The organism is Streptomyces sp. NPDC001544 (genome assembly GCF_042894285.1).
GTDB lineage: Bacteria > Actinomycetota > Actinomycetes > Streptomycetales > Streptomycetaceae > Streptomyces.
Genome location: NZ_JBIAVN010000004.1, coordinates 437,979 through 461,598 on the forward strand (window position 1 = coordinate 437,979; position 23,620 = coordinate 461,598).

18 protein-coding genes are annotated in these 23,620 nt (G+C 72.7%); 12 read left to right on the plus strand and 6 right to left on the minus strand.

Annotated elements, in window-relative coordinates:
- Positions 1 to 4: 4 nt before the first annotated feature.
- The 5 genes from ACFY0F_RS14845 to ACFY0F_RS14865 form a co-directional block, all read right to left on the minus strand.
- Positions 5 to 499 carry a hypothetical protein gene (locus ACFY0F_RS14845; protein ID WP_388793138.1) on the minus strand — a complete coding sequence of 165 codons (495 nt, stop codon included), beginning with the start codon at positions 497 to 499 and terminating at the stop codon, positions 5 to 7.
- 64 nt (positions 500 to 563) lie between these two features.
- Positions 564 to 1,766 carry an FAD-dependent oxidoreductase gene (locus tag ACFY0F_RS14850; protein ID WP_388793140.1) on the minus strand — a complete coding sequence of 401 codons (1,203 nt, stop codon included), beginning with the start codon at positions 1,764 to 1,766 and terminating at the stop codon, positions 564 to 566.
- Between the two features lie 114 nt (positions 1,767 to 1,880).
- Entirely contained in the window at positions 1,881 to 2,906 is a 1,026-nt protein-coding gene (locus tag ACFY0F_RS14855; RefSeq protein ID WP_388793142.1) for a 3-oxoacyl-ACP synthase III family protein, read from the minus strand.
- The gene (locus ACFY0F_RS14860) at positions 2,903 to 3,580 is read right to left on the minus strand and encodes an SRPBCC family protein (RefSeq protein WP_388793144.1); all 678 of its coding nucleotides are present in this window, start codon (positions 3,578 to 3,580) and stop codon (positions 2,903 to 2,905) included. The genes ACFY0F_RS14855 and ACFY0F_RS14860 overlap by 4 nt, the downstream gene beginning before the upstream one ends.
- Entirely contained in the window at positions 3,577 to 5,298 is a 1,722-nt protein-coding gene (locus tag ACFY0F_RS14865; RefSeq protein WP_388793146.1) for a thiamine pyrophosphate-binding protein, read from the minus strand. Before ACFY0F_RS14865 ends, ACFY0F_RS14860 begins: the two co-directional genes overlap by 4 nt.
- Positions 5,299 to 5,484: 186 nt before the next feature.
- On the opposite strand from ACFY0F_RS14865, the gene ACFY0F_RS14870 reads away from it, so the two are divergent.
- The 12 genes from ACFY0F_RS14870 to ACFY0F_RS14925 all read left to right on the plus strand — a co-directional run bounded on the left by ACFY0F_RS14870 (position 5,485) and on the right by ACFY0F_RS14925 (position 21,905).
- Entirely contained in the window at positions 5,485 to 5,736 is a 252-nt protein-coding gene (locus ACFY0F_RS14870; RefSeq protein ID WP_388793148.1) for an acyl carrier protein, read from the plus strand.
- Positions 5,733 to 6,626 carry a class I SAM-dependent methyltransferase gene (locus ACFY0F_RS14875; protein WP_388793150.1) on the plus strand — a complete coding sequence of 298 codons (894 nt, stop codon included), beginning with the start codon at positions 5,733 to 5,735 and terminating at the stop codon, positions 6,624 to 6,626. The genes ACFY0F_RS14870 and ACFY0F_RS14875 overlap by 4 nt, the downstream gene beginning before the upstream one ends.
- Positions 6,626 to 7,951 (plus strand): NAD(P)/FAD-dependent oxidoreductase, encoded by a 1,326-nt coding sequence (locus ACFY0F_RS14880; protein ID WP_388793151.1) that lies wholly within the window; start codon positions 6,626 to 6,628, stop codon positions 7,949 to 7,951. The genes ACFY0F_RS14875 and ACFY0F_RS14880 overlap by 1 nt, the downstream gene beginning before the upstream one ends.
- Positions 7,948 to 8,967, plus strand: coding sequence for an SDR family oxidoreductase (locus ACFY0F_RS14885; protein WP_388793153.1), 1,020 nt, complete (start codon positions 7,948 to 7,950; stop codon positions 8,965 to 8,967). Before ACFY0F_RS14880 ends, ACFY0F_RS14885 begins: the two co-directional genes overlap by 4 nt.
- A gap of 29 nt (positions 8,968 to 8,996) precedes the next feature.
- Positions 8,997 to 9,911: an SDR family NAD(P)-dependent oxidoreductase gene (locus ACFY0F_RS14890; RefSeq protein ID WP_388793155.1), complete on the plus strand. Its 915-nt coding sequence runs from the start codon at positions 8,997 to 8,999 to the stop codon at positions 9,909 to 9,911.
- 82 nt (positions 9,912 to 9,993) lie between these two features.
- Complete coding sequence (locus ACFY0F_RS14895; protein ID WP_388793157.1) at positions 9,994 to 11,472, plus strand: MFS transporter; 1,479 nt, start codon at positions 9,994 to 9,996, stop codon at positions 11,470 to 11,472.
- 63 nt (positions 11,473 to 11,535) lie between these two features.
- Positions 11,536 to 12,546 carry an acyl-CoA desaturase gene (locus ACFY0F_RS14900; RefSeq protein WP_388793159.1) on the plus strand — a complete coding sequence of 337 codons (1,011 nt, stop codon included), beginning with the start codon at positions 11,536 to 11,538 and terminating at the stop codon, positions 12,544 to 12,546.
- An 11-nt stretch (positions 12,547 to 12,557) separates the two neighbouring features.
- Positions 12,558 to 14,195, plus strand: a complete 1,638-nt coding sequence (locus ACFY0F_RS14905; RefSeq protein ID WP_388793161.1) for an AMP-binding protein — start codon at positions 12,558 to 12,560, stop codon at positions 14,193 to 14,195.
- A 61-nt stretch (positions 14,196 to 14,256) separates the two neighbouring features.
- Positions 14,257 to 15,357 carry a pyridoxal phosphate-dependent aminotransferase gene (locus tag ACFY0F_RS14910; protein WP_388793163.1) on the plus strand — a complete coding sequence of 367 codons (1,101 nt, stop codon included), beginning with the start codon at positions 14,257 to 14,259 and terminating at the stop codon, positions 15,355 to 15,357.
- Positions 15,358 to 15,400: 43 nt separating this feature from the next.
- Entirely contained in the window at positions 15,401 to 17,260 is a 1,860-nt protein-coding gene (locus ACFY0F_RS14915; RefSeq protein WP_388793165.1) for an acyl-CoA dehydrogenase, read from the plus strand.
- 45 nt (positions 17,261 to 17,305) lie between these two features.
- Positions 17,306 to 17,947: a hemerythrin domain-containing protein gene (locus tag ACFY0F_RS14920; protein ID WP_388793167.1), complete on the plus strand. Its 642-nt coding sequence runs from the start codon at positions 17,306 to 17,308 to the stop codon at positions 17,945 to 17,947.
- Between the two features lie 565 nt (positions 17,948 to 18,512).
- Positions 18,513 to 21,905, plus strand: coding sequence for a BTAD domain-containing putative transcriptional regulator (locus tag ACFY0F_RS14925; protein ID WP_388793225.1), 3,393 nt, complete (start codon positions 18,513 to 18,515; stop codon positions 21,903 to 21,905).
- On the opposite strand, the gene ACFY0F_RS14930 is transcribed toward ACFY0F_RS14925, so the two are convergent.
- Positions 21,906 to 23,597 (minus strand): bifunctional 3'-5' exonuclease/DNA polymerase, encoded by a 1,692-nt coding sequence (locus tag ACFY0F_RS14930; RefSeq protein ID WP_388793169.1) that lies wholly within the window; start codon positions 23,595 to 23,597, stop codon positions 21,906 to 21,908.
- Positions 23,598 to 23,620 lie beyond the last annotated feature (23 nt).

Here is a 23,620-nt window from a genome sequence, read left to right on the forward strand (position 1 = left end):
GGGGTCAGAAGACGATCGGGCCCGGGGTCTGCTTGGTCACGGCGTTGCAGGTGTTGGACGTGCCGAGCACGTTCAGACTGAGCGAGACCTCGCCCGATCCGGCGGCCGGGATGTACGAGTCGAGGCTGTCGCCCGCCGACACGGCGCCGGTCAGCGGGCCGATGACGACCGGTTCGCCCGCCGCGGCGGCCTCGTTGGCGGTGCCGCTGAAGGCGACGGTGCCGCCGGTCGCGCGCTCCAGCCTGAGCGTGGCCGTGATGGAGTCGGCGGGGATGTCCACCGGGGCGAGTCCGCCGCTGGTGGAGATCCGGACCGAACCGACACCGTTGTCGGCCTCCGCCTGGATCGTCAGATCGGTGACGCCGAACGCTCCGCAGTCGTAGGTGGCCGTGACCGTCTGCGCGGCGGCCGCTCCGACGGCGGTGGCCGGTGCCGCGGCGGCCACGCCGCCCAGCAGGAGACCGGCGGTGACGGCAAGGGTCGTGAGGTTGCGACGCATGCAGGAAGATCCTTCCCTCGAAGGTCGGTGGGGGGTGGCCGGGCGGCGGGTGCGCCGCCCGGTATCACCCGGCGGCGTGGGTGTCACGCGGCCGGGGAGCCTTCGGGACGGCCGGGGGATGCCAGTCCGCGACGCCGTCGAAGCCGCGCAGCAACAGCGCGGAGACGAGCTTCGACAGAGCCTGGATCGCGCCGTCACGCACGGCCAGCGCGACCGGTGAACGCAGGGCCATCAGCCGGGAGGCGCTCTCGGCACGGCGGATGAGGGCCGTCGTACGGGGGCGGCGCTGCTCGTCGTAGTGGGCGAGCGCGGCCGTCGGGTCGTGGTCCGGCGCCGCGTGGTGGGCGAGGACGACGCCGTCCTCGATCGCCATGTTGGCGCCCTGGCCGAGGGTCGGCACCATGGCGTGCGCGGCGTCGCCGAGCAGGACGGCCCGGCCGCGCTGGAAGCGTTCCAGTGGCTGGGCCATGTGGAACACGTCGTGCCGCAGGATGTCCTTTTCCTCGATCGAGTCGAGTACGGCGGGCACGGGGTGGTGCCAGTGGCCGAACCGGCGCCGCAGTTCGTTCTTCTCCCCGTCCGGGGAGCGTCCGCCGCGCTCGGTGTGGGCGCAGGCGTAGATGAAGACGCTCTCCGGGTCGCGGATCAGGGTGCCCCACACCTGGCCGGGGCCCCAGGTCTCGTGCGGGACGAAACGCGGTGGGGTGGGGGCGAGGAACCGCCACACCGTCCAGCCGCCGTAGGCCGGGCCCGGATGCTGGGGGAAGAGGAACTGGCGGCTCGCCGAGTTGATGCCGTCGGCGCAGACGACGAGGTCCGCCTCGCACTCGTTGTGCGCCGTGACCACGGTCGCCGGGCGGCCGCTGTCTCCGGCGTCGGTGAGGGCCGCGGTCTCGCCGGTGCGGACGCTGCCCGGGGGCAGGCGGTCGACGATGAGGTCGACCAGGTCGCTGCGGCGCAGGACGACCAGCGGTCCGCCGAACCGGGCGACGACGGACTTGCTGCTCGTCCTGGCCAGTGGCCGGCCCCTGGGATCGCACAGCAGACCGTCGCCGTCCCAGGCGGCGAGCCGGCTGATCTCCTCGCCGAGCGAGAGCGCCGCCAGCGCGCGCTGGGCGTTGGGTGCCAGGGTGAGCGCAGCGCCGACGGGGGCCAGGGTGCGGGCACGCTCCAGGACCGTGACGCGCCAGCCGCGTCTGTGCAGTCCCAGCGCGGCCGTCAGACCACCGATTCCCGCGCCGATCACGACAGCTTGGGGGTGGGGCATGAACTCTCCCATCTCGTCAGGTGAGTCACGTGCGTGGGCAGCGGCACCGGCGGGCCCGGTCCCGCTGCCCACGTGGCCCGACGCGGCCCGTGGCAGGGTGCCGGGGCCGGGCCGTCATGCCCGGGCGTCCTTGGACCGCCAGCGCACCGCCGCCGCCCCCGCGAAGTCGCCCGCGTGGGCGAAGCCCGCCAGCATCAGCAGACTGCCGTCCTTGATCCGGCCCTCGCGGATGCCGTGGTCGAGGGTGATGGGGACGGCCGCGCCGAACAGGTTCCCGAAGCGGTCGAAGGTGTCCAGGTGCCGGTCGGGACCGATGGACAGGCGTTCCCGCCACTGTTCCAGGAACATCCTGTTGGGCTGGTTGGTGATCAGCACGTCGAGGTCGTCGGTCTTGAGGCCGAGCTGTTCGCACAGGCCCAGGACCACCTCGGGCACCAGCCGGTTGCCGCGCTCGACGATGTCCTTGACCTTGCCGGGCGTGAATCCGACGTGCATCTGACTGGTGCCCGCCTCCCAGTACTTGCGGCCGTCGCTCAGGGTGAGACCGCAGTCCCGGGTGTACTCGCCGCGGTTGGCGACCTGCACGCCCAGCACCGGTGACTCGTCCGACGCCGCCACGAACGCGGCCGCGCAGCCGTCCCCGGGGATCACCGCCTCGGGGAGCCGGCGCACGTCGGGCTGGGTCATCACCGGGCCCGCGCAGTTCTGCACGTTGAACAGCAGCGCGGACGTTGCCTGGCCGGTACCGATGAGGACCCGCGCCAGCCGCAGCAGATGGACGAAGGAGGCGCAGCCCCCGTTGTGCGCGTCGAGCACCCAGTCGGCCCGGATGCCCAGCCGGTGGGCGACCTCGGCGCCGGAGCCGGTGAACGGCACCTCCGGCAGCAGCGAGTTGGTGATCACCACGTCGACGCCGCGCAGCGCGTCCTGTCCGATGCGCTCGGCCAGGGTGTGCGCCGCCTTCTCCATCATGTCGGTGGGCGTCTCGTCCCGGGAGACCTGGTGGCGGAAGCTCGGCGCCTTGAACATGGTGTGGTCGGCCAGCGCGGCGTCCTGCTCCTGGAACTGCAGGAAGTACTCGGTGCCCACGGGCTCGCCCGGCAGGTAGGAGGCGAGTTCGAGCAGGCTGACCGGCCTCATGCGGAGGCGCCGGCGTGCCCGTGCCGGTGCTCGAGGATCTTCTTCAGGTTGTCGATCTCCACCTGGTGGCCCGCGTAGAAGAGCGGCCACATGTCGCCCACCCAGGGGCGCTCGGGGGAGGACGCCAGCTCCGGGTGCGGGTTCTTGTCGTAGTAGGGGTGGCGGCAGTTCGTCCAGATGACCACCGAGCCGGGCTTGTTGAGGACGATCTCCGCCGGGACGATCCGGTGGAGGTAGTTCATCCACAGCTCCTCGCCCTGGTCCCAGGCGCACCGCATGTCCACGGTCAGGGCGTTCGGGTCGCCGTCGATCCGCATGAATATCTTGGTCTGGTCGTCCAGGAGGACGTCCCGCCCCTGGTAGAGGCCGGGCACGTCGGTCGGCGCGAAGTCCCGGGTGCTGTACGTGTACTCGTTCAGGTTGCGGACGTCGGTGAGGTACTCGTAGACCGCCTGCGGCGGCGCGTCGATGTACTGGTGGACGGTGACGAACTGCCCGTACACCTCGTCGTAGGTGAAGCTCTCCTTCGTCATCTGTCCGGCGAGGGCCATGGCCTCCTCGCGCGGTGTGGTCTCCCAGCGCAACAGGCCGGGGACGTCCTTGATGCCGGCCGGGACCGGGTCGGGGGCGACGTAGCCGGGCAGGAGGGTGGGCCGGCTGGTGGAGGTGGTCATCCTGGTACTGCTCCTTCTGGAACGGGCCGTCCGCGTCCGGTGGCCAGCGCCTGCTGGTGGAAGGGCCGGAACGGCGGCATTTCGGTGGGGTCGACGTCCACGCAGATCAGCGCGGGCGACGTGGTGGAGTGGGCGCGGTCCAGGGCCGCCCTCAGCTCTCCGACGGTGCGGACCGTCGTGGCGGCCAGGCCGGGGAACATGGCGGCGACGCCGTCGCCGATCCGGGCCGGGCGGAAGACGTTGAACGAGTAGTCACCGGAGAAGAACAGCTGCTCGCGGGTGGTGCACATGGCGTGCGCGTTGTTGTTGAGCACGACGAAGGTGACGGGCAGCTCGTGCTCGACGGCGGTGTGCACCTCCATGCCGTGCATGAAGAACGCTCCGTCGCCGGCGATGACGCAGGTGCGCCGGCCGGTCGCGAACGCGGCGCCGATCCCCGCCCCGAAGCTGTGCCCCATGCCGCCCATGCCGAGCGCGGCGATGAACCGGCCGCCGACGGGCACGTCGACGTGGTGGATGGCGCTGGCACCGGTGTTGCCCGCGTCGGCCGCGACGTTCGCACCCTGAGGGAGGGCGGCCGCGACGGTGAGGACGGACGCCCGCATGTCCAGTGGCGTGGACGGCGGCAGGGCCTCGACGGGCGCCGCCCGCCCTCGGCCGGGGCGGGGCCCGGGTTCCGCACCGGGCAGGGCGCCGCGCAGCAGGTCCAGTTCGGCGGCCACCGGGCCGGTGAGCCTGACCAGCTCCTCCTGGGTGTCGAGGAACGGCTCCCGGGGGTCGACGCAGACCACCGGGACGCCCTTGAGGTGCTCGTGCAGGCCGGCCCCGGCGAGCTGGGGCAGCCGCGTCCCCGCGAGCAGCACGGCGGACGCCCGCTGCAGCACCTCCTCCACCTCGTCCATGCCCATCACGCCGGTCACGCCCAGGTGACGGGTGGCGCGCGGGTCGAAGACGTCCTTGGCGTCCGGGACGACGGCGACCCACGCGTCCAGCGCCTCGGCCAGCCGGGCCAGTTGGGGCCTGGCGTCGGCCCGGGCGACCGCCTCGCCCGCGATCACCACGACCCCGCCCTTCCCGCGCGCCGCCTGCAGCAGCCCCGCCGCCCGGGCCCGGTCGGCGGCCCCGGAGAGCGGCGGCCCGGCCGGCTCGTGGGGTACGGCCGACGGCGCACCGGACGGGAGCACGGCCTGCTGCACGTCCTTGGGAAGCAGCAGCACCGCCGGTCCGGGCGCCGCCGGGTCCGTCGCCGCCGCGAGCGCCCTCGGCAGCTCGTGGACGATCGCCTCCGGCTCCTGGACGCGTACACAGTGCACGGCCAGCTCGGAGAACATCCGCGTGGCGTCGATCGATCCGGCCAGCCCGCTCGTCTCCTGGAACGAACCGTGGCCGTCCAGCCTGGCGGGCGGCTGCCCGATCAGGACGAGGGCCGGTACGTAGGACGCCCGGAGTTCGGCGATGCCGGGTACCAGGTTCATCGCGCCGGCGCCCGAGGTGGAGGCGATCACCGGTACGCGCTGCGAGGCCCGGTGATATCCGTCTGCCATGGTGGCGGCGGAGTACTCGTGTTTGGCCACCACGCCCAGCGGGCCGGCCGGCGAATGGTGCAGCGCGTCGTAAAGATCCTCGATATTCGCGCCGCCGACTCCGAACACATGGCTGACTCCCCGCCGGTGCAGGAAATCGACCACGAAATCTACTAAGCGCGGTGGGTTTCTCATGAGGCCGCCCTTCTTCAGACGGTGGTGCCGTCATTCAAGAAGGCGCGTCCGCCCCGGACAAGTGACGTGGATCTGCCAGGGGATCGACGGCGGGCATAGCAGGGATCTGCCATGCCCGGCTGCCATGTTTTCGGCCGTGCCGCGACCCTACGTTCCCGGCATATCGACGACCGAAAGGACAACGCCGTGATCACCGTTGCCACTGTCTGCTCCCTCGTGGAGAAGAAGCTCGGCAGCAAGGCTGCGGGCCTGACCCTCGACGAGAACACGGCCTTTGACTCCGTCGGCCTGTCGAGCCTTCAGATCGCCGACATCGTCTACACCATCGAGGACGACGCGGAGATCGAGCTCGACCCGAGCCAGGCGGCCAACGTCAAGACCATCGGGGACCTCGTCAAGCTGGTGGAGGCCACCAAGTCCGCCGGTACCCCGGCATGACCGCCGCCTCGTACCGGGGCGCGACCGCCGAGGCGATCAGACACCACTACGACGTCTCCAACGACTTCTACTCCCTGTGGCTGGACGCCTCCCTCACCTACACCTGCGCCCTGTGGGACGACTCCGCGGCCGCCCTGCCCGGCGAACCGGAGACGCTGGAGAGCGCCCAGGCCCGCAAGCTGGACTACCTCATCGAGGGGGCCAGGGCGGCCGGTGTCCGAAGGGTGCTGGACGTCGGCTGCGGCTGGGGCAGCCTGCTGAAGCGGCTGACCGGGATCTACGGGGTCGAACGCGCCGTCGGCCTCACCCTCAGCGACAGCCAGGCCGACCTGGTGCGCGAGGCGGCGCTGCCGGGCACCGAGATCCGGGTGGAGAACTGGCGGGACCACGAGCCCGACGAGGGGTACGACGCCATCATCTCCATCGGCGCCTTCGAGCACTTCGCCACCACCGGCCTGTCCCGCTCCGAACGGATCGCCGCCTACCGGGAGTTCTTCGAGCGCTGCTACGAATGGCTCCCGCCGCGCGGCCGGATCGCCCTGCAGACCAACGTCAAGGGCAACAACACCGTGATGGACAAGGCCACCGTGCGTGAGCTGATGTTCATCATCGAGACGATCTTCCCCGAATCGGAGATCCCCGCGCTCTCCGAGGTCGTCGAGTCGTCCGAGAAGCTCTTCGACGTCGTGTCGCTGCGCAACGACCCGGACCACTACGCGCGCACCTGCGCCGAGTGGCTGCGCCGGCTGCGCGAGAACCGCGGGTCCGCCGTGCGGATCGCGGGCGAGCAACACGTCCTCAACTACGAGAAGTACCTGGGTGCGAGCGTGCGGCACTTCGAGAACCGGCACCTGGGGTTGTCGAGGATCATCCTCGAAAAGGGGCGCTAGTGGGTACACGCAAACACGTCGTCTACTGGCACGACACCGAGGGCGTCACCCCCGAGCCGGAGCTGCGCGACACCGTGGACTGCGATGTCGCCGTGGTCGGCGGCGGATACACCGGGTTGTGGGCCGCCCACTTCCTCAAGGAGGCCGCGCCCGCGCTGGACATCCGCGTCATCGAGTCGCGGTACTCCGGGTACGGTGCGTCCGGCCGCGCCGACGGGTTCGTCACACCGACCATCGGCAAGGACATCCAGGCCCTGGTCCAGGAGTTCGGCACCCGCCGCGCCCTGGAAGCCTCGCAGGCCGTCGGCCGGTCGATCCTCGAGATCGGCAGGTTTCTGCGGCGCAACAAGATCGACGCCGAGTACGAGGCCAACGACTACCTGATGGTCGCCACCGACGCGGCCCAGCTGCGCCGGCTGCGCGAGGACCGGGACCTGGCCTCCCGGATCGCCGGCCGCGAACAGCCCGAGATCCTCTCCGCGGCGCAGGCCCAGTCCGTGATCGGCTCGCCCGCCGTACTGGGCGCCATGCGCACCGGTGGCGCGCTGGTCAACCCCTTCAAGCTGGTCCGGGGGCTGGCGCGGGTCGTCAAGGAACGCGGCGTCACCGTCTACGAGAACACGCCCGCCCTGCGGGTGCTGCCCGGGGCACGCCCCACCGTCGTCACGCCCGGCGGCCGCGTCACCGCCGACAAGGTGATCATCGCGGCCAACGCGCACCAGTTCACCTTCGCGCCGTTCCGCAACAAGACCGTGCCGATCTGGAGCTACGCGATGGTGAGCGAACCCCTCACCGACGCGCAGCGGGGACGGGTCGAGTGGGCGGGCCGCGAGGGAATGGTCGAGGCCAAGACGTTCCTGACCTGCGCCCGCTTCACCGCCGACAACCGGCTGATGTTCGCGGGCGGGCCCGCCCTGTACTTCATGGGCCGCGACATGCGCCGGCGGCGGATGAACGACCAGCGTGCCTACCGGGCGCTGCGCGAGGAGTTCCAGCGGTTCTTCCCGATGTGGGGGGACGTGGAGTTCACCTACACCTACGGCGGCACGGTCGACGTCACCCGGGACTACGCCCCGCACTTCGGACAGCTGCCCGGCACCAACGTCTTCTACGGCTACGGCTTCAACGGCAACGGCATCGCCGCCACCCACACTGGCGGAAAAGTGCTCCGCGACCTTGTCCTCGGCAAGGACTCGGAGTACTCACGGCTGCTGTACGTCGACGACCGGTACCGCAAACAGCGCAGCTTCCCGCCGGAGCCCCTCCTCTACGTAGGCGCCCGCGCCGCGACCCGCCTGATGGAGTGGAAGGAGTCCCGACCATGACCGGACAGCGCCGCACCGTACTGCTGACCGGCGCCTCGGGCGTCGTCGGCCAGGCCGTTCTGCGCGAGCTGCCCGGCCGCCCGCTGCGGGTGATCTCCATGGCCCGGCCCGGCGGCGCCGCCCTGCCGCCCGGCACCGACGAGGTCCTCGGCGCCGACCTGGCGCAGGAACGCTTCGGGCTCGACGAGGACAGCTACCGTGCTCTGGCCCGCGACGTCGACACCGTCATCCACTCGGCCGGACTGACCGAGTGGGGCCTGCCCGACGAGCGGTACAAGCCGGTCAACATCGACGGCACCCGGCGGGTGATCGAGTTCGCCGAACGCGCGGGCGCCTGCGTCCACTTCATGAGCACGGCCTTCGTGGCCGCCCTCTTCAAGGACGCCCCGCACCGGCTCAGCGACACCAACGTCACCACCAACTACGTCCGCTCCAAGCTGCGTTCCGAACAGCTGCTGCGCGACAGCGGCATCCGGCACACCGTGTTCCGTCCCACCAACCTGATCGGCGACTCGGCCACCGGCTGGACGTCGCGCGGGCAGATCGTGCAGCTGATGTCCGACTGGATCTGCCGGGGCCGGGCTCCGTTCATCCCGGTCCACCAGGGCAACCGGATCGACATCGTGCCGCAGGACCTGCTCGCCAAGGCCGTGCTGCGCGCGGTCGAACTCGGCGACGACGAGGGCGTCTTCTGGGTCACCTACGGCGACGAGGCCATGACCATGGAACGCGCCATCGAGGTGTGCGCCAAGCACGCCGCCGGCCTCGGCCGCACCCTCGGCCCGATTCCGGTCACCGACCCCGACCGGCTCGGCCCCGAGGAACTGCGCCGGCTGCCACCGCCCGCCCGCTCCTACCTGTCGGTGCTGCGGGACGTCAGCGAGGTGACCCGGTGCAGCGGAGGCGTCCTGCCGACGTCCCTGCCCGAACTGCGCGAGCGGTACGGCATTGCGCACGTCCAGGACACCGACGCCTATCTGCGGACGCTCGAGTACGCGTCCGCCCACCTCAGCTAGCCGGCCGCTCAGCCAGAGAGGACGCACACGTGAACGAGGATTGGAAGCCGCCGCGGCTGACCGGCGCCGTCGCGGTCGTCACGGGCGCCAGCCGCGGCGTGGGGCGCGGCATCGCCCTGGCCCTCGGCGACGCGGGAGCCACGGTGTACGTCACCGGGCGCAGCACCCGCGGCGAGGGCCGCACCGAGGGGCTGCCGGGCACGGTGGACGACACCGCCGAGGAGATCACCGCCCGTGGCGGCACCGGCGTCGCGGTGCGCTGCGACCACCGCTCGACCGACGACAACCAGGCCCTCGCCGACCGTGTCCGGGCCGAGCACGGCGGCCTCGACCTGCTGGTGAACAACGCCTGGGCGGGCTACGAGCGCTCCGCCGACGTCCGGTTCGACGCCCCGTACTGGGACCAGCCCATGTGGCGGTACGAACTGTGCGAGGGATCCCTGCGCGCCCAGTACGACGTCACCCGGCTGCTCACCCCGCTGATGTTCGAACGCCCGAACGGTCTGATCGTCGGCATCGGCTTCACCGACGGGGACACCTACCTGGGGCAGGCGGCCTACGACGTGTTCAAGGCCGCCAACGACCGGCTCGCCCGGGCCTTCGCCGCCGACCTGCGCAAGAAGCGCGTCACCGCGCTCTCCCTGCACCCCGGGTTCGTGCGCACCGAGCGGGTGGAGGCGGCCTGGGAGGCGCTGGGCGACGGCCCGGCCGCGGTCGTGCACTCCCCGGAGTACGTGGGCCGCGCCATCGCCCACCTGGCGGCCGACCCCGCCGTGGGGGAGCGGTCGGGCCAGGTCCTCGCCGTCGGCGACCTCGCCGGCGAGTACGGCTTCACCGACGTCGACGGCCGGCGGTTGCCCGCCTTCCGACTGGAGGGCCGGATGAGCCTCGCCACCCGCATGGACCGGCTGAACCGGGTCGTGGCACAGACCACCCCCTCCTGACTCACGCGGTTCGGTGGGCCGCGTGGCATCCCCCCACGAGCACAACCACCGCCCATTGGAACATCGGCGAGAAGGAGAAGGCATGGGCAGGGGAACGGCCCCGTCCTCCGCTACGGCCACACAGGCGACGACCGGAGCGACGGGCAAGGCGGCAGGCCTCGTCCTCGCGGTCACGTGCGGCGCGCAGTTCATGATCATTATCGACGACACCGTCGTCTCGATGGCGCTGCCGACGATCCGCAGGGCGCTCGACTTCGAACAGGCCTCTCTGGCCTGGGTGGTCGACGCGTACATGCTGCTGTTCGGCGGCTTCCTCGTACTCGGCGGCCGCTGCGCGGACCTCTTCGGCCGGCGCAAGGTGTTCCTCACCGGCCTCGGTGTCTTCACCACGGCCTCGCTCGCCTGCGGCCTGGCCACCGAGCCCGAGATGCTGATCGTGTCGCGCGGTGCCCAGGGCTTCGGCGCGGCACTCCTCAGCCCGGCCGCCCTGTCCATCCTGATCACCTTCTTCACCGAGGCGAAGGAACGCCGCAAGGCCCTCGGCGTGTGGGGCGGGCTCACCGGCATCTCCGGGGTCTCCGGCGTGCTCCTCGGCGGTGTCATCACCGACTTCATCGACTGGCGCTGGGTGTTCCTCGTCAACATCCCGGTCGGCGTCCTGCTGTTCGCGCTCACCCTGCGGCCCGCTCTCGCCGACCGTGAGGCGCCGGCCAAGGGCACCTCGACGGACACCACCGGTGCCACGCTCATCACCTCCGCGCTGCTGTTGCTCGTCTACACCGTGATCAGCACCAGCCACCGGCCCTGGGGATCCACCGCCACCGTGGCCGGGCTCGTCGGCGCCGGCCTGCTCCTGACCGGCTTCGTCATCAGGGAACTGCGCGCCTCCCAGCCGCTGATCCGGCTCGGCATCTTCGCCAGCCGGCAGATCGCCACGGCGAACGTGATGATGCTGCTGGCGGCCTCGGGCCTGTACGGGATCTTCTTCTTCCTGACCCAGTACATGCAGCTGCTCCAGGAGTGGTCCCCGCTGCGCGCCGGCCTGTCCTGGGCGCCGTTCGGCGTGACCATGGCGGTGTTCTCCGGTATCGCGATCCAGCTGCTGCCGAAGCTCGGCAGCCGCATCCTGTGCCTGCTCGGGCTGGGCACGGCCACCGTCGGCCTCGGCCTGCTGGTGGGCACGCCCGTCAGGGCCTCGTACGTGCCGGACATCCTGCCCACGCTGCTGCTGTGCGCCGCCGGATACGGGCTGGCGATGGTGCCCCTGGTGGTGGCAGCGGTGAGCGGAGTGGCGAAGGCGGACTCCGGAGCGGCCTCCGGCGTCCTCAACACCGGCCAGCAGATCGGCGGCGCCATCGGCCTCGCGGTGCTGGCCGCGCTCGCCAGCAGCAGGCTCGACGACGAGGTGGCCTCGGGCACGTCGAAGCCCGAAGCCCTGCTGGCGAGTTTCCACTCGGCGTTCCTCCTCGGCACGGTGCTCAGCGCCTGTGCCGCCGCGCTGGCGCTGGTGCTTCCCGCGCTGCGCACGGAGTTCGACCCGGAGACGACCACGGGCGCCTGACCCGCCCCGGCACGGCGCCGAGTGCACCACAGAAGACCAAGAGAATGAGGAGATAGAGGGGATATGGACGGCAGGGAGCATCGCTGGTACATGCTCGTGGTCTCCGTGGTACCGCTGCTCGCACTCGGCGTCGCCATGGTGCTCGCGTGGAACCACATCTTCGGCTGGACCGACATCCTGGTCACGGCGATCATGTACGTGATCTCGGGCATCGGCATCTCGACCGGCTACCACCGGCTGCTGACGCACCGCGCGTTCGAGACCTACAAGCCCATCCGCGTGGCGCTCGCCGCGGCCGGTGTGACGGCGGGCCAGGGCCCGCCCATCATCTGGGCGGCCCACCACCGCAAGCACCACCGGGTCGCCGACAAGGAGGGCGACCCGCACAGCCCGCACCTGGGCTTCGAGCCCGGCTTCAAGGGCGCCCTCGCCGGCATGTGGCACGCCCACCTCGGCTGGCTGTTCAACGTGAAGCTCAGCTCCGACCCGATCCGCTACTGCCCGGACCTGGTCCGGGAGAAGTCCCTGCGCTGGCTGAGCGAGAAGTTCCTGCTCGTCGCCGCCGCCGGTGTCCTGCTGCCCGGCCTGATCGCCTTCGCGGTGACCGGCGGCTCCGTGCGGGCCCTGCTGACCGGCATCCTGTGGGGCGGGCTGGTCCGGATCTTCCTGATCAACCACATGACGTACGCGGTCAACTCCATCGGCCACTACTTCGGCCGGCGCCGCTTCACCACCACCGACGAGTCCCGCAACGTCGCCTGGCTGGCCATCCCGTCCTTCGGCGAGGCCTGGCACAACAACCACCACGCGTTCCCCCGCTCCGCCCGGCACGGCATGAAGTGGTACGAGGTGGACCTCTCCGCGATCTTCATCTGGGCGCTGGAGAAGACCCGGCTGGCCTGGAAGGTCATCCGCATCGACCCCGAGCGCATGACCATGCGGGAGGCCGGCGTCAGCCGGGTGAGCGGCAGCGCGCTCAGCAAGCAGGAGCTCCTCGCCGGGCAGCAGAAGATCGCCCCGATGGCGGAGCGCTCCCGCGACGGCTCCGACATCTCGCTCGTGGACGTGGAGTGACCGGGCCGGCCATGGACGACGGACTCTGGGACCTGCTGCTCAGGAGCGGGACGCACGGCGTCCTCCACCACTGGGAGGAGGACGGCTTCGGGCACCTGCCGTGGAGCGAGGTGGTCGCGGACGCGCACGGCATGGCGCTCACCCTGCGCGCCGCCGGGGTCCGGCCCGGCACCCGGGTCGCGACCGTGCTCACCAACTCCGCGCACACCGTCCGCGGGCTGCTCGCCGTCTGGCTGGCCGGCGGCGCCGTCGCCTCGTTCCCGCTGCCGGCCCGCGGACAGGACCGGGAGGAGTACGGGCGTCAGCTGGGCCTGCTCAGCGAGCGGCTCGGCCCCGCCGCCCTGCTCGTCGACGAGCGGCTGCGCCCCCTGGTCCCGGCCGGGCTCGCCGCACAGCTGCCGGTGCTCACCTGGACGTCCCTGTACCGCGACGGGCGCATCGACCCGGAGCCGCCCGACGCCGAGGACACCGCGTTCATCCAGTACTCGTCCGGCAGCACCAGCCTGCCCAAGGGCTGCGAGCTCAGCGTCCGCGCCGTCAGCACCCATCTGCACATGCTGCGGGAGATGTCGGACGGCCGCCCCGGGCAGGAGACGATCGCCTCCTGGCTGCCGCTCTCGCACGACATGGGCGTGTTCGGCACGATGCTGCACGCCTGGGCGTTCGACCACGACTTCGTGCTGTCGACGCCCGAACGGTTCGGCATGGCGCCGCGCACCTGGTTCCGTGACATGTCCGAGTTCGGCGCGACCATGACGGCCGGCACGAACACCGCGCTCCACCTGGCCACCCGGGCCCAGGGACGCGGCGTCCTGCCCAAGCCGCTGCGGCTGAAGGTGTTCGTGGTGGGCGCCGAACGGGTCGACTGGGGCACCCTGAACGCCGCCGCCGAGACGTTCCGGGCCTCCGGACTCACCCCGGAGGCGTTCATGCCCGCCTACGGCATGGCCGAGGCCACGCTCGCCATCGCCAGCACACCGCTGGGGGTGCGGCCCTCGGCGCGCAGCTTCGACGGCGCGGCCCTGCTCGACGGCGCCGTGGTGGAGGTCCCCGAGGGCACTCCGGGCGCCACCCGGCTGGTGTCGAACGGACCGCCCCTGCCCGGCGTCCGGGTCCGCACCGCCCGGCCCGGCCGGGTCTGCGAACTGCTCGTCGCCACACCCAGCCTGGCCACCGGCTACCACGGGGATCCGCAGCGCACCGCCGAACGCTTCCGCGACGGCGAACTGCGCACCGGCGACGTGGGGTTCGTCCACGACGGCGAGGTGTTCTTCGTGGGCCGCGCCGACGACCTCATCTCGGTCGGCGGACGCAACGTGTACACCAGTGACATCGAATCGGCGATCGAGGACACCGGTCCGGTCCGCAAGGGCTGCTCGGCGCTGGTCGAGGTGCCCGGCTCACCCGTCTCCCGGCTCGTCCTGCTCCTCGAACCGGCCCGCCGCAGCGACGACTTCCGCTCGATCGCCGACCACGCCGCCAGGGTCGCCCTGGAGAAGGCCGGCATCGCGCTCTCCGAGTGCGTCTTCGTGGAGCGCGGACACCTGCCCCGGACACCCAGCGGCAAGATCCAGCGGTTCCGCTGCCGGAGTCTGCTCGGCCGGGACGAGAACGGTCTGAGGACCATCGCCCGCATCCGGCTCGGCTGAGCCGGACGGGCCGGGCCGCACCAGGACCCGCCGTCCGGCCCCGCGAGAGGAAGGATTCACCATGTCCCACGGACAGGTCCTGCCACCCGGCTTCTTCGCCGACACCGAGATCGTCGACGGCGGGGACCACCTTCGGCTCCATCTCAACGAGAACCCCTACGGCCCGCCGCCCGGCACCGTCGACGCCGTGCACGACGAGGCCGCACGCCACCTCAACCGCTACCCGGACGCCGACTGCCGACAACTGCGCGAGGCACTGGCCGCTCACTTCGGGGTCACCCCCGACATGGTCGCCGTCGGCAACGGCACCGACGAACTGGTGCTGGTCACCTCGCTGACCTTCCTCCGCGAACCCGGCACGTCCGTCGTGACCACCGCGACCACCTTCCCCGGATACGTGGTGTCCGCCGCGTCCGTGGGCCGCACCCCCGTCGTCGTCCCGCTGGACGGCCCCGGCCTCCCCGTCGGGGAACTCGCCGACCGGATCGGCGCGGGCGCCGACCTCACCTTCGTCTGCAACCCCCTCAATCCGACCGGCGCGCTCCTCGACCGCGCCTGCGTCCTGCGGCTCGTCGACGCCGCCGACCACGCCGGCGGCGTCGTCGTCTTCGACGAGGCGTACATCGACTTCGCCGGACCCGCCCACGAGTTCGCCCTCCAGGCGGTCCGCGAGGGCCGGCGGGCGCTGGTGATGCGGACCTTCTCCAAGGCGTGGGGCCTCGCCTCCGTACGCATGGGCGTCGTCATCGGCCCCGCCGATCTGGTCGCCCGGGTGTCCGCCACGGCCGGCGCGCTGCCCTTCAACGTCAACCGGCAGGCGCAGCGGGCCGTCCTGCGGGCCCTGGAGCAGCCGGAGCACCTCGAGCGGGTACGCGCCGAGAACGCCAGGGTGCGCGAGCTGCTCTGCAAGTCGCTGGACGCGCTGGGGCTCACGTACGCGCCGTCCGCGACCAACTTCGTGATGGTGGACGTGCCGCCGCCGGGCGACAGCACCGCCTTCGCCGCGACGCTCGCCACCGAGCACCGCATCTTCGTCCGCGCGCTGGACGCGCTCGGCATGCCCGGCCGGCTCCGCATCACCGTGGGCACGGAGGTCGAGGTGGAACGCCTCGCCACCGCGCTGCGGACGATGCTCGACGGCCCGGCGGTCACCGCCGGCTGAACCTCGGCGCCGCCCACACCGACAGAGAGCGAGATCACCGACCATGGGTCATTACCGGCCGAATCTGGTGGACCTGGAGTTCACCCTCTTCGAGGTGCTGGGCTGCGCCGAGACCTACGGCCAGGGCGTCTTCGCCGGCACCGACGTGAACACCGCGCGGACGGTACTGGCCGAGGTGGCCCGGCTCGCCACCGGTGAACTGGCCGACGCCTTCACCGACGCGGACCGCAATCCGCCCGTCTACGACCCGGCGGCCAGGACCGTCACCCTCCCCGCCGCACTGAAGCGGGCGTATCGCGCCTGGATGGACGGCGGCTGGCACCTGCTCGACCTGTCCGCCTCGCTGGGCGGCGCCGCGGTGCCGCCGTCCCTGCGCTGGGCCGTCGCCGAACTCGCGCTCGGCGCCAACCCGGCCGTCTACCTCTACCAGGGGCTCGCCGGCTTCGCGCAGATCCTCGACCGGCTCGGCACCCCCCGGCAGCGGCGGCTCGCCCGGCTGATGGTGGAGCGGGAGTGGGGCGGCACGATGGTCCTCACCGAACCGGAAGCCGGCAGCGACGTCGGATCCTGCCGCACCCGGGCCGTCCCGCAGCCCGACGGCACCTGGCACATCGAGGGCGTCAAACGGTTCATCACCTCCGGTGAGCACGACCTGTCCGAGAACATCGTCCACTTCGTGCTCGCCCGCCCCGAGGGCCACGGCCCCGGCACGAAGGGACTCTCCCTGTTCCTGGTGCCCAAGTTCCACGTGGCGGACTACGAGACCGGCCGGCTCGGCGCCCGCAACGGCGTCCACGCCACCGCCCTCGAGGACAAGATGGGGCTGAAGGCGTCCGCGACCTGCGAGCTGACCTTCGGTGCCGAACAGCCGGCGGTCGGGCTGCTGCTGGGCGACGTCCACGACGGGATCCGGCAGATGTTCCAGGTCATCGAGCAGGCCCGGATGATCGTCGGCGTCAAGTCCGCGGCCACCCTGTCGACCGCGTACCTGGCCGCCGCCGGTTACGCCCGCGAGCGCGTCCAGGGCGCGGACCTGGCCCGCGCGGCGGACCGCGACGCCCCCCGCGTGCCGATCATCCGCCACCCCGACGTACGCCGTGCCCTCCTGCTGCAGAAGGCGTACGCGGAGGGCCTGCGCGCGCTGGTGCTCTACACGGCCACCGTCCAGGACCGCATCGCCGCCGCGGAGGACGCCGGTACCGCCGACGACGCGGCGAGGGCCCTCAACGACCTGCTCCTGCCCGTCGTCAAGGGATACGGCTCCGAGCGCGCCTGCGAGCAGCTCAACCAGGCCCTGCAGGTCTTCGGTGGCGCCGGATACATCCGGGACCTCCCACTGGAGCAGTACATCCGGGACACCAAGATCGACACCCTGTACGAGGGCACCACCGCGATCCAGGGCCTCGACTTCTTCTTCCGCAAGCTCGCCCGCGACGCGGGGAACACGTTCTCCACGCTGCTCGGCGAGGTGGAGAAGACCGTGCGGGGCGGCTCGGACAGCGACTCGGACGGCCCGCTCGCCGAGACACGCGCGCTGCTCGGCCGGGCCCTGGAGGACCTGCGGGGCATGGCGGAGTCGATGGGCGGGCACCTGCTGGAGTCCTTCACGGACCCGGCCGCCGTGTACCAGGTGGGCCGCAACACCACCCGGCTCCTGATGGCCACCGGTGACGTGCTGATCGGCTGGCTGCTGCTGCGGCAGGCGCTGGTCGCCGAGGCGGCCCTGGCCCAGCCGGCCCCCGGCGGCGGTGGCGTGATCCGAGCGCGACAGGCCTTCTGTCTGGGCAAGATTGCCACTGCAAGATTCTTCGCCCAGGAGGTGCTTCCGCTGGTGACTGCCCAACGCTCCATCGCGGACCGGCTGGACACCGTCCTCATGTCCGTCCCGGAAGACGCCTGGTGAGCGTCCGCGCTCACCGAAGACGAAGCCCACTCTGCGAGGAGCACGATGCCCCAGTCCTTCGCCACCCTGCACTCCGCCCACCAGACGATGCTGCTCGCCCATCGCGCGATGGTGCGCGACCTGGAGCGGGTCGCCCGCACCGCCGAACAGCTGGCGAAGTCGCCGAACCCCGAACAGGCCGTGGCGCTCAGGGAGTACGTCGACAAGCTGTTCCAGGTGATCCAGCACCACCACGAGGGTGAGGACGAGTTCCTCTGGCCGCGGCTGCGGCAGTTGGGCGCCGACGAGGAGGCGCTCACCCTGATGACCACCGAGCACGACGAGCTGTCGAAGACGCTGGACAGCTGGCACGACGTCAGCCGCGGCCTGGGCACGGCCACCGGCGTGGAGGCCGAGCTCGCGAAGCTGACGGAGGGACTGCGCGACCAACTCGCCAAGCACGCCGGGGACGAGGAGCGCGAGCTGTCCGGAAGGCTCGCTCCGGTGCTCGGCAAGCAGATCTGGAAGGGGTTCGCGACCCACATGCGCAAAACGGCCCCCGGCTGGACCCTGAAGTTCATGCCCGCCTGGCTGTCCTCCGTGGCCGGCCCCGACGAGCGGGGCGGGGTGCCCGCGCCGCCGGTGGCGGCACTGTTCCGGGGCTGGCTGGAGAAGCGGCAGCGGGCCGCGTTCGGCGAGAACTACTGAAGCACCGGCAGGCGCAGGCCGACGGGGCCGGGCAGTGAGCGCGGCTCCGGGCGTGCGGCTGGGCACGGTCGTCCACGAGCGGGCCGGTCGCGTCGGCTGAAGCCGGCCCGGACCGCGTACGGGCTGCGCCACGCCGCGCCGGGCGCGTGTGTTCGTGGAGGGCCGCGCGAACCGGCGGGGGAGCGGGACAAGGACCTCGGTCGTTCACCTCCGACGACCGAGGTCCTCTTGCGTCCCCGGACCCGGCCTGCGGCGACACTCCCCCGAGTTACGCGTCCTACGCGCGCGTCGTCGGGCCGGATCCGATGACACGATCACATCAGGACGCACCAACGGATCGCTAACATGTGGTCAGCGGTTCTTCCGGAGGCTGCCGGACGGTTGGCGTGAATTCGCCGGGCGGCGGTGCCAGTAGCCAGGAACCGTAGCGGATTCCGGCGGTAACCGGCAGAGGAGAGGTGGCGGGAAACCGTCGGGGACAGGGCGGGTTTCCGCCATGGACGGCGGGGCGCCCGCCGCGGGGCACGGTCGGCCACGACCGCGTGGGAAGGCAGTGAACGGCGTGATGCGGCGGTGCGAGCTGCGGTTCGGACTGCTGGGACCGCCCGTTCTGTACGACCGTGCGCCGTACGGGATTTCGTACAGCGACACCAGCGACACCAGCGACACGGACGACGTCACCTCGGCCGCGCCCGGCCCGCCGGCCACCTACGGCACCGCGGACGACGTCCAGGACGACGTCGACGACCCGCTGGTCCACGACGCCCGCGCCCACGACACCGGTGACCGCAGCGGCTCGGCCCCCTCGGTCCGGCCGATCGGCAGCCCCAAGGTGCGCGCCCTGCTCGCCGCGCTGCTGCTGGAGGCGGGCCGGGTGGTGCCGGTGGACTCGCTCAAGGACGCCCTGTGGGGCGGCGCGCCGCCCGCCTCCGCGCAGGCCTCGCTGCACAACCACGTCACGCGGCTGCGCCGGCTCCTCGACGACCCGGAGCGGCTGCGGGCCGTGCCCCCGGGGTATCGGCTCCGGGTCGACGAAGGCGAGTTGGACGTGCACGTCTTCGACGCGCGCCTCGGCGAGGCGCGGGCCGCGCACGGCCGCCGGGACTGGGCCGGCGTGCTGCGGGCCTGCACGGCGGCGCTCGCGCTGTGGCGAGGCGCGCCGCTGAGCGGACTGCCCGCCGAACTCGGCGGATACGCCCTCGCCCAGCGCCTGGAGGAGGCACGGCTGCTGCTGCTGGAGTGGCGTTACGACGCCGAGCTGGGCCTCGGCGGTCCCCGGCTGGCCGCGCTGGTGCCGGAGCTGGCCGCCCTCGTGGTCGAGCACCCGCTGCGTGAGACCTTCCACCGTCAGCTCATGCTCGCGCTGCACCGCACCGGCCGCCAGGCCGAGGCCCTCGCCGTCCACCGCGACCTGCGCACCCGCCTGGTCGAGGAACTCGGCGTCGAGCCCGGCCCGGCGGTGCGCAGCGCCCATATCGAGGTGCTCCGGGAGACCGGGGATCCGGCCGCCGGCGGGAGCGGCCCCGGGGAGGCCTCGTACGACGATCCGCACGCAGGCTCGCGCAAGGGATCCCCCGTGGGGCCACGCGAGGGTCACCCGTCCGCGGGCGCACGGCCGCGCGAGGGCGGGGGCGGGGGCCTGCGCCGGCCGCTCCCCGGCGGCGAGCGGACGGATCCCGAGGTGAAGGCGGCGCACACGGGCCGGGAGGACGGCTCGCCGTCCGGGAAGGGCATCGCGGGCGCGTCGCTCGACCCCGTGTCTACGCGCGAGGACGCCGTCCCGGCCGCCCGGACGCCCAGGCCCGCCCAGCTTCCGCCGCCGCCCGCCCACTTCACCGGCCGCAGGGACGTCCTCCACGACCTGCGCCGGGCCCTCACCGCACCCGGTGCGGACGGGGGCGACGCCCGGACCCCGGTCGTCGCCGTCATCAGCGGCATGGCAGGCGTCGGCAAGAGCGCCATGGCCCTGCATGTGGCACATGAGCTGCGGAAACGTTTTCCTGACGGGCAGCTCTACATCAGCCTGCACGGCGCGACCCCCGGCATGTCCCCGCTGCCCGCCGCCCAGGCCCTCGGCACCCTGCTGCGCGACCTCGGCGCCGACCCCCGGAGCATCCCCGAACACCCCGACACGGCGGCGGCGTTGCTGCGCTCGATGCTCGCGCCGACCCGCACCCTGCTGGTGCTGGACGACGCCGCGAACGCCGCGCAGGTACGGCCGCTGCTGCCGGCCGGTCCCGGATGCGCGGTGATCGTCACCAGCCGCTCCCCGCTGACCGCGCTCGACGGCGCCCGCCGCTTCCCGCTCGGGCCGCTGACCGGCGAGGACAGCGCGGAGCTGCTGCGCACGGTCTCCGGCCGCGACGGACTCGACGCCGGTCACCCCCTCGTCGAGCTCACCGGCCGTCTGCCGCTCGCCCTGCGCGTGGTCGCCGCCCGGCTGGCCGCCCGCCGCGCCCTCACCCCGGACGTCCTGGCGGGCCAACTGGCCGCCACCGAAAGCCGCCTGCACCAACTGGAGTACGACGACCTGAGCGTCCGCCGCTCCCTGGCCGTCGCGCACGACGCGCTCGCCGCCTCCGTGCGCGAGGCCGACCGGGACGCGGCCCGCGCGCTGCGCCGCATCGGCGCCCTGGACCTGCCCACCTACGGCGCCGCCCTGATCGCCCGCCTCACCGGCACCGACGAACGCCGGGCCGAGGCCGCACTGGACCGCCTGGTCGACGTCGCCCTCCTGGAGGAGACCGCGTACGGCCGTTACGCACCGCACGACCTGGTCCGCGACTTCGCCCGCGAACTCACCGGCGACGGCGAGGACACCGCCGTCGCCGGCACCGCCCTGCGCTGGTACGCCGCCGTCGCCGAGCGCACCCTCACCGCGATCGTGGAACCCGGCCTCGACCAGGACGACCGCCGCCGCCCGACCGCCGCCCAGCCACCCGCCCACACGGCGGACGTACAGGCCGTGCCCTCCTTCGGCTCCGCCGAGGAGGCCTTCGCCTGGGGCGACCGGGAACTGGCGAACGTCGTCGCCCTGGCCGAGCGGTACGCCGAGACGCCCGACGACCGGCAGGCCGCGCACCTGTCCACCCTGGTCCGGCTGTTCTTCCCGTACGTCCAGCGCAGTGGCCGGGTCGCGGAGATGGAGGTGCTCGGCCGGGCCGCCCTCGGTGCCGCGCGGCGGCTCGGCGACGAGGCGGCCGAGGCCTACGCGCTCGGCGACCTCGCGGGCCTGCACTTCCTGACCGGCAGGCAGGGTGACGCCCTCGCCCTCACCGACCGGGCCCTGGCGATCTGGCGCCGGCTCGGCCGGGTCTCCTGGATCCGGCGCTGCCTCAACAACCGGGGACTGCTGCTCGAGGGCCTCGGCCGGTACGCGGAGTCCGGGGACGCGCTGCGGCAGAGCCTGGAGTACTCGCGGCAGCTCGACGACCCCTACGGCGAGGCCATCACCTACAGCCACCTCGGCAACCTGTACGAGCACACCGACCCGCGCGCCGCCATAGAGCAGCACCGGCGCTCGCTGGCGATCGGGGACGCGATCGGCGCCGTCATCGTGCAGCACTCCGCGCACTGCAACATCGGCTACGCCCACCTCGCCCTCGGTGAACCGGCCGCCGCCGCCGTCCACTTCGAGGAGAGCCTGCGCATCCTCGGCGGCCACGGCGACTGGCACGGGGAGTCCCAGACCCGGCTCGGTCTGGTCCGGGCGCTGCGGCAGCTGGGCCGCACCGGGCGGGCGGGACGCGAGTGCGCCGAGCTGCTGCGCCGGGCGGACGCCCGCGCCGACCGCTACGTGGGCGGCCTCGCCCGCCACCAGCACGGGTTCCTGCTGCGGGAGACGGGGCGGGTGCGGGAGGCGTACCGCGCCTGGCGCGAGGCGCTCGCCGCCCTGGACGGCACCGACGAGAACGCGGTGGTCGCGGAGCTGCGGGAACTGCTCGGCGGGACCAACTGATCACTTCGCGTCGGCATAGCACTCCACCACCGCCGTCGTGAACGGGAACCTGACCGGCGTCTGCCCGAACGTCAGCCGGCCTGCCAGGTCCGCCGCCTCCCGGATCGCCGCCACCACCGCCTCGGCCTCCTCCTCGGGACAGTGCACGATCACCTCGTCGTGCTGGAAGAAGACCAGCTCGGCGGCCATGCGCGCGCAGGCCCGGCGCAGCGCGGCGAGCATCAGCAGGGCCCAGTCGGCGGCGCTGCCCTGGACGACGAAGTTACGGGCGAAGCGGCCACGCGCGCGGGCGTCGGTGGAGGAGTGGCCGGAGGCCCAGGGGCGGTCGTCGGACTCGTCGTCCGGCGCGGTGACGGGGATGCCCGCCTCCTCGGCACCGTTGTCGGCGGCCCCTGCCACGGGCGGGCAGGTCCGCCCCAGCCAGGTCCGCACCAGCCGGCCCTCCTCGCCGGCCCGCGCCGCGTCGTCCACGTACGCCACCGCCCTGGGGAAGCGGCGTCTGAGCGCGGCGAGGTTCTTCAGGCCGTCGCCGGAGGTCTGGCCGTAGACCGCGCCGAGCACGGCGAGCTTGGCTTGCGCGCGGTCGCCGGAGAAGGCCCGGTCGGACACGGACTGGTAGAGGTCGCTCTCCCGGCCGGCCACCTCCATCAGCCCGGGGTCGCGGGAGATCGCCGCCAGCACCCGCGGCTCCATCTGGTCGGCGTCGGCGACCACCAGCCGCCAGCCGGGGTCGGCGACCACGGCCCGCCGGATCACCTTGGGGATCTGCAGCGCGCCCCCGCCGTTGGTGACCCAGCGTCCGGTGACCGTCCCGCCCGCGAGGAACTCCGGCCGGAACCGCCCGTCGCGCACCCAGTCCTGCAGCCAGGACCAGCCGTGCGCCACCCAGATGCGGTACAGCCTCTTGTACTCCAGCAGCGGCTCGACGGCCGGGTGGTCGAGGGCGGCGATCTCCCGGCGCCGGGTCGACCTCACCTTGATCCCGGCCTGCGCGAAGGCCTTGACCACGTCGGCGGGCAGATCGGGCCGCACCCGGCGGCCGAACGCCGCGGACACCTCGTCGGCCAGCTCCGCCAGGCGGCGCGGCTCGCCCCCGCCCGCGTACCGCTCACCGAGCAGGTCGCGCAGCAGCTCGCGGTGCACCCCGGCGCTCCACGGCAGCCCCGCCCGGTTCATCTCGGCGGCCACCAGCATCCCCGCCGACTCGGCCGCCGTCAGCAGGCGCATCCGGTCGGGGTGCGCGGCCCGGTCGTGCCGCCGCTGCTGTTCGGCGTAGACCGCGAGGAGGTCCGCCAGCGGCAGGCGGGCGCCCTGCGGCTCGAACAGAGGGGACTGCGCGCCGGGTTCGGCCGAGCGTTGCGGGGGATCGGGCGGTACGGGGCCGCCCCGGAGGCGGGCCAGGGCGGCGGCGGCCGAACGCGGCTCGCCGTACCGCCCCTCGTGGCCCAGCAGAAGTGTCTCGGCGTCCTCGATGTCGTAACAGCGCTCTACTCGCACCCCCGTGGCGAGCAGACGCGGATAGACCTCGGCGGTCGACCGCCACACCCAGCGCGTCACCTCCGGGCGGCTCCGCACCGCCCCGGCGGGATCCGGCTCCCGCCGCACCGGCCCGCAGGGCAGCCCGTCCGGACCGAGGGGGGCGAGGTCAGCGCCACCGTCCTCGGCCGGGGCGAGTGCCCAGCGGTCGGTCATGACTGCGAGTGTGGCAGGGGGGT

What these genes read in the sequence shown, in the direction of transcription:
- ACFY0F_RS14875 (WP_388793150.1), top strand. Translation starts at nt 5,733, where the DNA reads ATGACCGCCGCCTCGTACCGGGGCGCGACCGCCGAGGCGATCAGACAC.
- ACFY0F_RS14850 (WP_388793140.1), bottom strand. Translation starts at nt 1,766, where the DNA reads ATGCCCCACCCCCAAGCTGTCGTGATCGGCGCGGGAATCGGTGGTCTG.
- ACFY0F_RS14895 (WP_388793157.1), top strand. Translation starts at nt 9,994, where the DNA reads ATGGGCAGGGGAACGGCCCCGTCCTCCGCTACGGCCACACAGGCGACG.
- ACFY0F_RS14905 (WP_388793161.1), top strand. Translation starts at nt 12,558, where the DNA reads ATGGACGACGGACTCTGGGACCTGCTGCTCAGGAGCGGGACGCACGGC.
- ACFY0F_RS14855 (WP_388793142.1), bottom strand. Translation starts at nt 2,906, where the DNA reads ATGAGGCCGGTCAGCCTGCTCGAACTCGCCTCCTACCTGCCGGGCGAG.
- ACFY0F_RS14925 (WP_388793225.1), top strand. Translation starts at nt 18,513, where the DNA reads ATGCGGCGGTGCGAGCTGCGGTTCGGACTGCTGGGACCGCCCGTTCTG.
- ACFY0F_RS14885 (WP_388793153.1), top strand. Translation starts at nt 7,948, where the DNA reads ATGACCGGACAGCGCCGCACCGTACTGCTGACCGGCGCCTCGGGCGTC.
- ACFY0F_RS14845 (WP_388793138.1), bottom strand. Translation starts at nt 499, where the DNA reads ATGCGTCGCAACCTCACGACCCTTGCCGTCACCGCCGGTCTCCTGCTG.
- ACFY0F_RS14900 (WP_388793159.1), top strand. Translation starts at nt 11,536, where the DNA reads ATGGACGGCAGGGAGCATCGCTGGTACATGCTCGTGGTCTCCGTGGTA.
- ACFY0F_RS14930 (WP_388793169.1), bottom strand. Translation starts at nt 23,597, where the DNA reads ATGACCGACCGCTGGGCACTCGCCCCGGCCGAGGACGGTGGCGCTGAC.
- ACFY0F_RS14915 (WP_388793165.1), top strand. Translation starts at nt 15,401, where the DNA reads ATGGGTCATTACCGGCCGAATCTGGTGGACCTGGAGTTCACCCTCTTC.
- ACFY0F_RS14920 (WP_388793167.1), top strand. Translation starts at nt 17,306, where the DNA reads ATGCCCCAGTCCTTCGCCACCCTGCACTCCGCCCACCAGACGATGCTG.
- ACFY0F_RS14910 (WP_388793163.1), top strand. Translation starts at nt 14,257, where the DNA reads ATGTCCCACGGACAGGTCCTGCCACCCGGCTTCTTCGCCGACACCGAG.
- ACFY0F_RS14860 (WP_388793144.1), bottom strand. Translation starts at nt 3,580, where the DNA reads ATGACCACCTCCACCAGCCGGCCCACCCTCCTGCCCGGCTACGTCGCC.
- ACFY0F_RS14865 (WP_388793146.1), bottom strand. Translation starts at nt 5,298, where the DNA reads ATGAGAAACCCACCGCGCTTAGTAGATTTCGTGGTCGATTTCCTGCAC.